Raw genomic sequence first — 12,032 nt, 5'->3', positions numbered from 1 at the left:
AACAACGCCTCGCTTCTCAGATAAAGTGCTTACGCAAACGTTGAGAGAGGAAATCCAGCAGGCTGACGGTGACGATGATGAGCACCATCAGGGCGCAGGTTTGCTGGAACTGGAAACCGCGAATCGCTTCCCACAGGGTGACGCCAATCCCGCCTGCGCCGACCATACCGACGACGGTGGCGGAGCGGACGTTGGACTCAAACCGGTACAGGGAGTAGGAGATCAACAGCGGCATCACCTGCGGCAGGACGCCGTAGAGGATCTCTTCGATTTTGTTGGCACCTGTGGCGCGGATACCTTCCACCGGACCGGGCTCGATGGCTTCGACCGCCTCAGATAGCAGCTTGGAGAGCACGCCGGTGGTGTGGATGAACAGCGCCATCACGCCCGCGAATGGCCCCAGACCGACGGCGACCACGAACAGCATCGCGAAGACCATCTCGTTGATGGCGCGACAGGCGTCCATCAGGCGACGCATGGGCTGGTAGACCCACCACGGCACGATGTTCTCGGCGCTCATCAGGCCAAAGGGAATGGAAAGAATGACGGCCAGGGCGGTGCCCCAGACGGCAATTTGCAGGGTGACCGCCATTTCACTGAGGTAGTCCTGCCACTGACTGAAGTCCGGCGGGAAGAAATCGGCGGCGAAGGTCGCCATATTGCCCGCGTCTTTGAAGAGCAGCAGCGGGTCCATTTCCGCGCCCTTCCAGGAGATAACCAGCACCGCCAGCAGGATGGCCCAGCTTATCAGCGAGAACCAGCTGCGCTTCGGCGGCGGGAGGGTGATGGTTTGCATGTTGGCTCCTTAATCTGTTCTCCCTCTCCCTCTGGGAGAGGGCCGGGGTGAGGGCATCAGCGTGCGCATTTCCCCCTCACCCTAACCCTCTCCCTCAAGGGAGAGGGAACTTGCGTTACTGCACCGCTTTATTCACGCTGGTCATCGCGCCGAGCGCGGCGGTCAGGCGGTCCAGGTCTTCCAGCTGGGCCTGAATCGCAGCCACTTTGCTGGTCTTCTCCTCGTCCTTCAGCCCCTTGTTATCCTTCACGCCCTGCATCTCTTTAAACAGCGCCAGCTGGCGAATCGGGACCAGCTGCAGGTCGCTGGACGGGCGGAACGGAGCCCAGCCCAGACGCGTCAGAACCGCTTTCTCTTCCGGCGTTTTGCCGTAGGTCATAAAGAAGTCGTACACCTTGTCCTTGGTGCTTTCAGACAGGTTTTTACGCCAGACAATCGGGTCACCGGGGATGAGCGGTGATTTCCAGATAACCTTGATCTCTTTCAGCTTGTCCGGTGCTGAGGTCTTCAGTTTGTCGAGGTTCTCGGTGTTGTTGGTCGCGACATCCACCTGCTTGTTGGCCACGGCCAGGGCGTTGGTTTCATGGCTGGCGTTTACCGTGCGTTTGAAGTCGCTGGCGGAGGCGTTGTTTTTGGCGAAGACGTAGTAGCCAGGGACAAGGTAGCCTGAGGTGGAGTTGGGATCGCCATTGCCAAAGGTCAGCTCTTTGCGTTTGGCAAGCATGTCGTTAAGGTTGTTGATTGGGCTGTCTTTGTTCACGATCAGCACGCTCCAGTAGCCCGGGGAGCCATCTGCCGCGACGGTCTGGGCAAAGACCTGACCGTTGGCGCGATCCACCGCTTCCATGGCGGAGAGGTTGCCGTACCAGGCGATGTCCACTTTGTTAAAGCGCATCCCCTGGATGATGCCCGCGTAGTCCGGGGCGAAGAAGGCGTTCACTTTGATCCCCAGTTTGGTTTCCATATCTTTCAGGAACGGTTCCCACTGAGGTTTCAGGTTCTGCTGTGATTCCGTCGAAATAATGCCGAAGTTCAGCTCTTTTTCCTGCTCCTGTGCATACGCTGGGCTTAACAGGGTGCTGATGCTGAACATGCTGGTAAAGGCCAGCGCGGCAACGGCTTTGTAGCTCATGTACTTTCCTCGGATCGGGTTTAATTAAGCAGCCTGCGCGTTCTCTTCGACGCGGTTCATGCTGCGGTAGAGATGGTCAAAACGGTCGTTATCAAACTGATGGCTCGCGCCATCAAAGAACACGTGTCCCTGACGCAGGGCGACGATGCGTTGGCAGTAGCGCAGGGCGTAATCCACCTGATGCAGCGTGACCACCACGGTGATGCCGTCGTTCTGGTTAATGTCGTACAGGGTCTCCATCACGATGCGGGCGGACTCCGGGTCCAGCGAGGCGATGGGTTCGTCAGCGAGAATGATGTGCGCTTTCTGCATCAGGGCGCGGGCGATGGCGACGCGCTGCTGTTGTCCACCGGACAGGGTGGAGACGCGCTGGTGGGCGAAATGCGCCATGCCGACGCGGGTCAGCGCCTGTAAGGCTTCCTGCTTCTGGGACGGAGAGAACCAGCGCAGACAGGTGCGCCAGAACGGGGTGCTGCCGAGTGCACCAATCAGCACGTTCTCCAGCACCGTCAGGCGGTTTACCAGGTTGAACTGCTGGAAGATGTAGCCGGTCCGGGCGCGGCTCTTGCGGATATCGCTCGCCAGACGACCGGCGCGCTGTACGGTATTACCCAGCAGCTCGACGTGGCTTTCCGGCGTGTTATCGCCGGTAATAAGCCCGCTTAAATGGCGCAGAAGGGTGGATTTACCTGAACCGGATGGCCCCAGCAGCGCCACCATCTCGCCCTGCCGGACGGTGAGATCAACGGCGTGCAGAGCCTTGTTGTGATTGAAGGTCTTGCTCAGTTTCTCGACGCGGATGACGGTTTGCATGTGCTGGGCCTCACGATAAATGTGGCCTCATGCTGGCGCATCAATGTGACATTTGGGTTAAGTGCAGGTTGCGGGAGTTTGAAGAGTTGAAGTGAAAGCGATGACAGTCACTGTAGGCCCGGTCAGCGCAGCGCCACCGGACGCTGTTGCCGGCTGCGCTGCGCTTATCCGGCCTACGACGTTTGGTGTTGCTTCACGACATTAATCATCCACGGCACGCCGTATTTGTCGGTGACTTTACCGAAACCGTGAGCCCAGAAGGTTTCCTGCCAGGGCATATCGACATTGCCGCCTGCGGCAAGGTTGTCGAACCAGCGTTTGCCTTCATTGACGTCCTGGGTGTCGAGAACCAGCGTAAAACCGGCATACTGCGCGTTGCTGCCGGGCGGCATCCCGTCGCTCATCATGATATCGCTGCCCGCAATGCGGACGTTGGAGTGGGCGATAGCCGAATCCGGAAATTGCATACCGGACGGGCAACCTTCTTCGCTGTTATCGCTTTTTGGCATTTCGCCGAAAGTAATCTTGTAGAGGAGCTCCGCGCCGACGGCTTGCTGATAAAAGGCAGTGGCCTCTGCACAGTTGCCGGCGAAAGAGATGTAGGGACTTAACGGCATAATCTTTACCTCACGTAAGAAAAGCCCATTAAGTTTAGTTCTTTTTTAGTAGGCCGGATAAGCGTAGCGCATCCAGCAAAAGCGCCCGGTGGCGCTGCGCTTACCGGGCCTGGAGGTGAAAAATCAGTTCTTTTTCACAAACTCCGATTTCAGTTTCATCGGGCCAAAACCGTCAATTTTACAGTCGATATTATGATCGCCTTCAACCAGACGGATATTCTTCACTTTGGTGCCGATCTTCAGCATGGAGGAGCTGCCTTTAACCTTCAGATCTTTAATGACGGTAACACTGTCGCCGTCCGCCAGCAGATTGCCGTTCGCATCTTTTACAACAAGCGCATCGGCGTCCTGTGCTGGCTCGGCATCATTCCATTCGTGCGCGCATTCCGGGCAGATGTACATGCCATTATCTTCATAGGTGTATTCAGAATTGCATTTCGGGCAGTGTGGGAGTTGCATATCGGTATCCTCAGAAAGTGTAAACGCGCTGGAAAGTGCCAGCAAAATGACGGCAGCGTGCCGAAAAAGGCGGCAAGTATAACGCAAATCCACACGGTTGTCGGTGATATTGTGAATTAAAAAAATGCCACAAGCGTGTCGGGAGTGACACTTTATGTCAGTCAGTTAAGCGATGCTGACGTCATTAACACGTTGGGAAGAAATGGCGCGAAATATATCGAATATTTTATTGCAGCAAATTGCTACGCACCTCCATTTCGGATAAGGTGAAGCAACACATTGTTATTTATCTCCGGACTTTGCTGCCATACATATCTTATGGCTGTAGAACATTACCTCTCTTTTTAGGTGGGTAAATAATGGTGATATATCCTGAAGTTTCTTAAAAATGGGCTACGCTTTTTTCTTTTGGCTATCAGGCCTGGAGAAGAGTTCTACACGCCATGCAAGGATAGTGAATTATTCCTGATTATCTTCAATCAGTTATATTTCGGCGAACATGTTTTCCACACGTAATCATATAAGCCTGAACAACATAATTAAAACCAGTGGCTTAATAAAAGTAATAAATTTGCGTTAAGGAAAGGCTTTTATCATGCACACACAGACCATTTTTGAATTAAGCCAGGAAGCTGAGCGTTTGTTACAGCTTGCTCTGCAAAATCTTGATACGTTGAAATCAATGCCGACTGCGATGCTGGAAAGCACAACGGCTGCCATCACGGGTGAAAAGAACAACGTTTTACCTTTGCATTTTAGTGCGCGCGGTGTCGATGCGCAGCAGGCGATGCTGAATAATGAATTACGAAAAATAACCCGGCTGGAAATGGTCCTGGCGATTGTCGGCACCATGAAAGCGGGCAAATCGACCACCATTAATGCGATTGTGGGTACCGAAGTATTGCCTAACCGCAATCGTCCCATGACGGCGCTTCCGACGTTGATTCGCCATACGCCGGGTCAGAAGGAGCCGGTGCTGCATTTCTCACACGCCTCGCCTATCGATGAACTGATCCAACTGCTGCAGAAAAAGCTTTGCGATTACGATCGCGCGAAGCTGGCCCAGCGTCTGGAAATTGATAAAGACATGAATACGCTGCTGGAGCGTATTGAAAAAGGGGAAGCCTTTGAGAAGCATCACCTGGGGGCACAGCCGATCTTCCATTGTCTGAAAAGCCTTAACGATCTGGTGAGGCTCTCCCAGGCGTTAGGGGTCGAATTTCCGTTCTCTGAATATGCGGCTATCGAACATATCCCGGTGATTGAAGTGGAGTTCGTGCATCTCGCGGGGCTGGATGCACATCTCGGGCAACTGACGCTGCTCGATACGCCCGGGCCTAATGAGGCCGGACAACCGCATCTGCAAAAAATGCTCAGCGAACAGTTGTCCCGCGCGTCGGCGGTGCTGGCGGTGATGGATTATACCCAGCTTAAATCCATATCAGATGAAGAGGTCCGTCAGGCGATTTCCGCGGCGGGTAAATCCGTGCCGCTGTATGCGCTGGTCAATAAATTCGATCAGAAAGATCGTAACAGCGACGATGAAGAACAGGTCCGGGCGATGATCTCCGGTACCTTAATGAAAGGCAATATTTCGCCCGGCCAAATCTACCCCGTTTCGTCCATGTGGGCGTATCTGGCGAACCGCGCTCGCTACGAGATGAATACGCACGGGCAACTGCCGGATCATCAGGAGCAACCGTGGGTGCAGGATTTTGCCGAAGCGGCGCTGGGACGTCGCTGGCGCACGGCGGACCTGGACGATATTGATCATGTTCGTCATTCTGCCGATTTGCTCTGGGAAGATTCGCTCTTTGAACAACCGATCCGCAAGCTGATTTACGCCGCCTATGCTAATGCCTCGCTATTCGCTCTGCGTTCGGCCTCGCATAAGTTGCTCAACTACGCCCAAAATGCCCGGGAGTATCTCGACTTCCGCTATCAGGGGCTGACGGTAGCCTTTGAGGCGCTGGAACTCAATATCGCACGCCTGGAAGAGGACATGGCGCTTCTGCAGACCCGTCAGCGCGTGGTGAGCGATGAGGTGAAACATGAGGTTGAGCAGGCGCTAAACGCTACCGCGGACTTTATGGTGTCGCAAAAAACGGCGCTGCATCAGGCGATGGGTGATGTATTCAGCGCGCACCATATTCTTGAGTTAGCCGGTATCGACGGGTTGAATCACCGTATTGACGAGCCGCACGAGCTGAAGCAGCTGGTGCTGGACGACGAGGGGCAGGCGCAGATCGCGCTGAGTAAAATCCGCTCTTCCTGCGAGCTTATCATGCTGGATGCGCAGAGGAAGATCGGCCGGGAACTGGCGTTACGCTTCGATCAGCTGGAGTCGACGCTGGCGAGGTCCCTGAATGAAGCGATGCGTCCCATTGAAACGCGTATCAAAGAGCACCTGAGCCATGCGGGTTTTCGGGCGCGGATCAGTTTCCCGGCGTTTCAGGCGAGCCAGCTCAACTTTAATACGCAGGCACTGTTTAACGATGCCATTGCCCAGGATGACAGCCAGGCAGGTCAGCCATCCGGCGGGGGCGGTATGCGTGAAACGGTCTCTCGCTGGCTCAATAATCCGGGCTGGGGCTGGGATGATTATGTGGAAACGCGCACGCGCTATGTTATCGACATTGCACAGCTTCATGAAAAAGTTAAGCAACATATTGAGCAGTTTTGTGAACAAATACGTAAAGCTTTGTCCGCGCAGGTCGATGTCTCTGTTACGGCAGGAATGGCAACGTTCTTTGCAGAATTTTCGTTGTGCCTGACCGGGTTACAGGAAAGCTTGCGTGATAGCCTCGCAGTGCGCCAACAAAATGAGCATTCAACCCGAGCGCTCTGCCAGTTGTTGAAGCAAAGTATCACTACTGCGACGTGGATTCAGGAAGATACCCGACTGTTACGCGATGATATTCAAACTCTATTCGCGGCAGAGCAACCATGACAACACCACTACTGGATGGCCCCGGCCGAACGCTGGAGTGTATTCATCCAAAATTTATGGTCGATCTGGTGCAGGGGGTAGACGCAGCGCGTCATCCCCACCCTGGACCACAACAGCTGCAGTTTCGTGAGCGGTTGACGCAGGAAATTATGACCCGTACCCGGCTACGCCCGTGGGCGATGGCGGGGATGCTCAATGAAAATGCGGCGCTGCGTCTCGGCCTGGCGGAAAAACTGGCCGGCATGCTGGACCCGGGCCATCTCGCCCTGACGCTGATGGCGGAGAAGCTGATGGCGCTGCGCCAGCAGGCTCATCCGCGTGCCCAGCAGGCACCGGGGCTGATGCAGCAGTACGCCGAACTTTCTACTCATTTTACCCAACGGGCAGCTTATAAAGAAAAGGCCCTGACCCAGCGCGGGCTAACGGTGCAGGCGGGTGAGCACAGCGAGCAGATTTTTACCCGCTGGCGGGCCGGGCACTATGATGGCTGGTCGCTGGCTGGTCGCTGTTTTATCGTCCTGAAAGAGCTTTGCTGGGGGCCATTTGGCGACGCCTGCCGCCTCGCTAACGAAGATGTGGCGGCCATGCTCAAGGATAACCTGCGCAGTATGGCGGCAAACTATCTGGCACAGGGGATTAATGCCTCTCCCACGACCCGCCATTTCTATCACCAGTGGCTGACAACACCGGCGTCTCCGGGCTTAATCGATCATAAAGACATGCTGGGCTGGCTGGGGGACTGGTGTCAGGCGGATAAACATCCGGTGAGCTGGTCAGTGACGCAGAACTGGCAGACCGTCGCGCTGGGGATGCCGAGGCTCTGTTCAGCAAAACGGCTGGTGGACGGGATGGTGGACGAGATTTTTGGGTGAATTCTTTACCCCCTCACCCTGACCCTCTCCCCGGAGGGGAGAGGGGATGGCCTGGTGCGGTGTGTTAATGGCGGAGTTCTACCGCTTTTCGTTCGATGTCCTGTTCCGGGACACTTGCGTAGCGTTTCGCATACAGCGCGGTGATGATGGGCACCAGAATCGCAGTGACAATCACGCTGGCGGCAACCAGTGCTGTCGCGGAAGCGGCCACCGGTTCGAAAGCCGGGTTAATCTGGGCAATAATCACCGGATTGGCGACGGCTGCGCCTGCGGCTGAAGAGGCGGCGACGCCCGCCGTACCGTTTCCTCCCCCGATAACGCGGTCAGCAATCACCAGCGGAATACCGGTGATGACGATCACGGCAACACCCAGCACAATACCCAGCAGTCCGGTATCGAGAATGACCTTCAGGTTGATGGTATTTCCCAGCGCGAAGCCGAAGAACGGGATCAGCACCGGCGTGGCTTTGCTGAAGAAATCACGCAGATCGTGGTCCAGATTGCCCAGCGCGAAACCGACCAGGAAAGGCAGGATCGCGCCGACAAAATGGTGGGGTTCAAATGAGGCCAGGCCTGCAGAGCCCAGTATAAGCATCGTCACCAGCGGGCCGGACTCCAGAGACATCAGGACAAAGGCACCGGATTCTTCTTTCGTCCCGTACTGGTTCATCAGGCTGGCGTACAACCCGCCGTTGGTCATATCCATCGCGGAGACAATCGCCAGCACCGATAAACCGGCAAAGAATCCGGTCTGAATTCCATTCTCCGGAATGAACATCGCGCATATCATTGCCACAGTCCAGGCAACCGCTATTTTGGTTATCACCAGCGTACCGGATTTCCGTAATACCGTACCTGTCGCCCGCAAATTTATGGATGCGCCAATACAAAAAAACCAGACGGCAAGAATGGGAACCGTGCCCGTAATCATTCCTTTTGTAAAACCACCGAAATAAGCTCCGGTATCAGGCGCCAGGGTATTCAGGATGGCACCCAGTACCAGCGGAACCAGCATCATACCGCCAGGTATGCGTTCTATCGTGGCTTTAATCTTCATAGACAAACCTCACATCTGATCCCGCAGGGCGGGTGATAGGCGTTAAAAATTAGTCATTAAATTCAATCTGTTGCCATTTATGCTCGCGATCGTGTTTTCATTGACCCGGCAACAAAATGAACTGAGTACGCTCGCGTAACCTCAGCCGAAAAGAGATAAAACGTTATGTTCGGATTTATCATGCGATCATTGGAATATCGATTCAATGAAAATAAAACATCGTTTTAGTTATCTTTGTCACATATTTAAAGTAAAGCTAAGGGCAGATTCCTGACGATGAAAAATTATGTGAGTTGGGTATGAATTAATGTGGTTCGTTTTTTTTGATAAGAAAGGATTAATAACGTGTGCGAGGCTGCTTTTCAGGCGGGCTGAGAAAGTGCCTATTTGCGCTCCTTGACAAAAATTAGCGTGGGTTGACCGAGCACTGAAATATGTGTGAAGTTGATCACAAATATAAACGCTGGTAGGGTAAAAAGGTCATTAACTGCCCAGACAGGCGTCAACAGGTTCGGTTGTATCGACGTAAAACGTCAATGTAAGTAAACCTGCTACGCTTGAATAAGGCGATTCGCATGGAGCGGATCCCATGGTTCACAGAACGCAAACTGGACTGTGAAACAGACAGGGCCGAGTCAACGAGGATAGCTATGCTGAGAAGGAAAAAGATTAAACCCATTACGCTTCGCGACGTCACCATTATTGATGACGCAAAACTGCGTAAAGCCATTACCGCAGCCTCGCTCGGTAATGCGATGGAATGGTTCGATTTTGGTGTCTACGGCTTTGTGGCCTACGCGTTAGGTAAAGTATTTTTCCCCGGTGCCGACCCCAGCCTGCAGATGATTGCCGCCCTGGGTACGTTCTCCGTTCCCTTCCTGATCCGTCCGCTGGGCGGTCTGTTTTTCGGTATGCTCGGCGATAAATATGGTCGCCAGAAGATCCTTGCCATCACCATCGTCATTATGTCGATCAGTACCTTCTGTATCGGCCTTATCCCGTCTTATGCCTCCATCGGCATCTGGGCACCGATTCTGCTGCTGATTTGTAAGATGGCGCAGGGCTTCTCGGTAGGGGGGGAATATACCGGGGCATCGATCTTTGTTGCTGAATACTCCCCGGACCGTAAGCGCGGGTTTATGGGAAGCTGGCTGGACTTCGGCTCGATTGCCGGGTTTGTTCTGGGCGCGGGCGTGGTGGTACTGATTTCAACCGTGGTGGGGGAAGAGAACTTCCTCGACTGGGGCTGGCGTATTCCATTCTTCCTGGCGCTGCCGCTGGGGATCATTGGCCTCTATCTCCGTCATGCGCTTGAAGAGACGCCTGCGTTCCAGCAGCACGTTGATAAGCTTGAGCAGGGCGATCGCGAAGGGCTGCAGGACGGTCCGAAGGTGTCGTTCAAAGAGATCGCCACTAAGCACTGGCGGAGCCTGCTGGTCTGTATCGGTCTGGTGATCTCCACTAACGTGACCTATTACATGCTGCTGACCTACATGCCGAGCTATCTGTCGCATAACCTGCACTACTCGGAAGATCACGGTGTGCTGATCATTATCGCCATCATGGTAGGTATGCTGTTTGTGCAGCCGATTATGGGCCTCTTGAGTGACCGCTTTGGTCGTCGACCGTTCATTATTCTGGGAAGCGTTGCGCTGTTTGCTCTCGCCATCCCGGCATTTATTCTGATCAACAGTAATGTCCTGGGGCTGATTTTTGCCGGTTTGCTGATGCTGGCGGTGATCCTTAACTGCTTTATCGGGGTGATGGCCTCAACATTGCCTGCGATGTTCCCGACGCACATTCGCTACAGTGCGCTGGCTGCGGCCTTTAATATCTCGGTACTGATTGCCGGTCTGACCCCGACGCTTGCCGCTTCACTGGTGGAGAGCACCCAGAACCTGATGATGCCAGCTTATTACCTGATGGTGATTGCGGTGATTGGTTTGATTACGGGTCTTACCATGAAGGAGACCGCGAATCGACCTCTGAAAGGCGCAACGCCTGCGGCATCGGATATTCAGGAAGCGAAAGAGATCCTCCGTGAGCACTACGATAGCGTAGAGCAGAAGATCGAGGATATTGACGCAGAGATTGAAGAACTGCAGAAGAAACGCTCCCGACTGGTGGACCAGCATCCACGCATTAACGAGTAATAAAAAACCCGCCGCTGGCGGGTTTTTCTTTTATTAGCATCCTGCGGCGATGTAGTCGCCATTGGTGCTGATGGGGATCACCGTCAGGAACAGCACCGTCGCGAACAGGATCAGGGCTATCCCTCCGGCTATTTTGACTGCCGGCACCAGCCATCTTAATGACGTGCTTTCTCCGAACCAGGTCACCGTGCGTTCACGGGCGTAACGTACAGCCAGTGAAAGCCCCATAATCGACAGCGCTGTGCCCAGCGACATGGTCATGACCGCGGCCATTCCCCAGGTGACTATGCCCAGCGCGTTCGAGAACATCAGGATCATGATTGCCCCGCTACACGGACGCGCGCCGATCGCCAGGATCACCCCCAGACGGGTTTTCCAGTCGCCCTGCGTCAGGTCTGCGCCCACACCGTGATGGCCGCAGCCACAGTGTTCATCATGCTGATGAAGAGGCTTAATGGCGGACACCGTCATCCTGCGCGGGCGCAGACTCTTCAGCGCCTGGTAAATGACGAAGGCGCCAAATGCGCCAATAAGCACAGCGCTTATCTTCTCAACATACCAGCGGCTGGTACTGATATCCCCGGACGCAAGGTTAAACCCGACAGCCAGAATAAAGACAAACAGTATGGCGCTGACGCCTTGCATCAGGCTACCCAGGAAGGGGATGACCCGAGAGGCCAGCTCGCTTTCTTTATTTGTCGTCAGGTAGGTCGTCACGATGAACTTTCCGTGTCCGGGACCAATGGCGTGCAGAACGCCATAAAGGAAAGCCCCCGTTAGTAACCATAATCCGCCGCTGTACTGGTGGTTATTAAGCTGCAGCAGATACATCACCAGATAACGGTGCAGCGTAATTTGCGTGGCAAGACACCACTGGATAAAGGCGTTCCAGTGGCTATGCAGGGTAAATCCGGCAAAGAGGATCGCCAGCAGCATCAACCCCGCTGTAGGGAGACGCCAGTCACGGGCGAGGCGTTGTGTGGTCATGAGGATGAGCCTGCACAGAGGAGAGTATTTGCCGCTAGTATAGTTGATCTTCCTGTTTAATTCGTGGGATCGCATCGGGATCCGCTTATGATTGTGGATAACTTTGTGCATAAAAGGGTATAAGGCGGGGTTTTGCTGGGGAATGCAGCAGTCAGTCATTTTTTTGCAACTTTTCGGTTGCGGTCGCTCGGTAACT

The 12,032-nt window shown here is 54.4% G+C and carries 10 protein-coding genes; 3 read left to right on the top strand and 7 right to left on the bottom strand.

The features are described from left to right. Positions 1-16: 16 nt before the first annotated feature. From phnE to C5687_RS04365, 5 genes are all read right to left on the bottom strand, one after another. Entirely contained in the window at positions 17-796 is a 780-nt protein-coding gene (gene phnE / locus C5687_RS04385; RefSeq protein ID WP_008500063.1) for a phosphonate ABC transporter, permease protein PhnE, read from the bottom strand. 115 nt (positions 797-911) lie between these two features. Then, complete coding sequence (gene phnD / locus C5687_RS04380) at positions 912-1,928, bottom strand: phosphonate ABC transporter substrate-binding protein (RefSeq protein WP_047957571.1); 1,017 nt, start codon at positions 1,926-1,928, stop codon at positions 912-914. A gap of 24 nt (positions 1,929-1,952) precedes the next feature. Further along, complete coding sequence (phnC, locus tag C5687_RS04375) at positions 1,953-2,741, bottom strand: phosphonate ABC transporter ATP-binding protein (RefSeq protein WP_047957572.1); 789 nt, start codon at positions 2,739-2,741, stop codon at positions 1,953-1,955. Positions 2,742-2,914: 173 nt separating this feature from the next. After that, complete coding sequence (gene yjdN, locus C5687_RS04370) at positions 2,915-3,358, bottom strand: VOC family metalloprotein YjdN (RefSeq protein WP_047957573.1); 444 nt, start codon at positions 3,356-3,358, stop codon at positions 2,915-2,917. Between the two features lie 123 nt (positions 3,359-3,481). After that, positions 3,482-3,817: a zinc ribbon domain-containing protein YjdM gene (locus C5687_RS04365; protein WP_047957574.1), complete on the bottom strand. Its 336-nt coding sequence runs from the start codon at positions 3,815-3,817 to the stop codon at positions 3,482-3,484. 595 nt (positions 3,818-4,412) lie between these two features. Between C5687_RS04365 and crfC the strand changes: the two genes are divergently transcribed. Beyond that, entirely contained in the window at positions 4,413-6,767 is a 2,355-nt protein-coding gene (crfC, locus tag C5687_RS04360) for a clamp-binding protein CrfC (protein WP_095441887.1), read from the top strand. Then, positions 6,764-7,639: a diguanylate cyclase regulator RdcB family protein gene (locus C5687_RS04355; RefSeq protein WP_047957576.1), complete on the top strand. Its 876-nt coding sequence runs from the start codon at positions 6,764-6,766 to the stop codon at positions 7,637-7,639. The genes crfC and C5687_RS04355 overlap by 4 nt, the downstream gene beginning before the upstream one ends. Before the next feature lie 64 nt (positions 7,640-7,703). On the opposite strand, the gene kdgT is transcribed toward C5687_RS04355, so the two are convergent. Continuing rightward, positions 7,704-8,696 (bottom strand): 2-keto-3-deoxygluconate transporter, encoded by a 993-nt coding sequence (kdgT, locus tag C5687_RS04350; protein WP_104556488.1) that lies wholly within the window; start codon positions 8,694-8,696, stop codon positions 7,704-7,706. 650 nt (positions 8,697-9,346) lie between these two features. On the opposite strand from kdgT, the gene proP reads away from it, so the two are divergent. Next, positions 9,347-10,849 carry a glycine betaine/L-proline transporter ProP gene (proP, locus tag C5687_RS04345; protein ID WP_045285521.1) on the top strand — a complete coding sequence of 501 codons (1,503 nt, stop codon included), beginning with the start codon at positions 9,347-9,349 and terminating at the stop codon, positions 10,847-10,849. A 33-nt stretch (positions 10,850-10,882) separates the two neighbouring features. Here the strand turns inward: proP and C5687_RS04340 are convergent, their stop codons facing one another. Next, positions 10,883-11,836 carry a nickel/cobalt transporter gene (locus C5687_RS04340; RefSeq protein WP_104556487.1) on the bottom strand — a complete coding sequence of 318 codons (954 nt, stop codon included), beginning with the start codon at positions 11,834-11,836 and terminating at the stop codon, positions 10,883-10,885. Positions 11,837-12,032 lie beyond the last annotated feature (196 nt).

This window comes from Enterobacter sichuanensis (genome assembly GCF_002939185.1).
Classification (GTDB): Bacteria; Pseudomonadota; Gammaproteobacteria; order Enterobacterales; family Enterobacteriaceae; genus Enterobacter; species Enterobacter sichuanensis.
This window is presented reverse-complemented; position numbering and strand designations above follow the sequence as displayed.

What these genes read in the sequence shown, in the direction of transcription:
- C5687_RS04365 (WP_047957574.1), bottom strand. Translation starts at nt 3,817, where the DNA reads ATGCAACTCCCACACTGCCCGAAATGCAATTCTGAATACACCTATGAA.
- kdgT (WP_104556488.1), bottom strand. Translation starts at nt 8,696, where the DNA reads ATGAAGATTAAAGCCACGATAGAACGCATACCTGGCGGTATGATGCTG.
- C5687_RS04340 (WP_104556487.1), bottom strand. Translation starts at nt 11,836, where the DNA reads ATGACCACACAACGCCTCGCCCGTGACTGGCGTCTCCCTACAGCGGGG.
- C5687_RS04355 (WP_047957576.1), top strand. Translation starts at nt 6,764, where the DNA reads ATGACAACACCACTACTGGATGGCCCCGGCCGAACGCTGGAGTGTATT.
- crfC (WP_095441887.1), top strand. Translation starts at nt 4,413, where the DNA reads ATGCACACACAGACCATTTTTGAATTAAGCCAGGAAGCTGAGCGTTTG.
- phnC (WP_047957572.1), bottom strand. Translation starts at nt 2,741, where the DNA reads ATGCAAACCGTCATCCGCGTCGAGAAACTGAGCAAGACCTTCAATCAC.
- phnD (WP_047957571.1), bottom strand. Translation starts at nt 1,928, where the DNA reads ATGAGCTACAAAGCCGTTGCCGCGCTGGCCTTTACCAGCATGTTCAGC.
- yjdN (WP_047957573.1), bottom strand. Translation starts at nt 3,358, where the DNA reads ATGCCGTTAAGTCCCTACATCTCTTTCGCCGGCAACTGTGCAGAGGCC.
- proP (WP_045285521.1), top strand. Translation starts at nt 9,347, where the DNA reads ATGCTGAGAAGGAAAAAGATTAAACCCATTACGCTTCGCGACGTCACC.
- phnE (WP_008500063.1), bottom strand. Translation starts at nt 796, where the DNA reads ATGCAAACCATCACCCTCCCGCCGCCGAAGCGCAGCTGGTTCTCGCTG.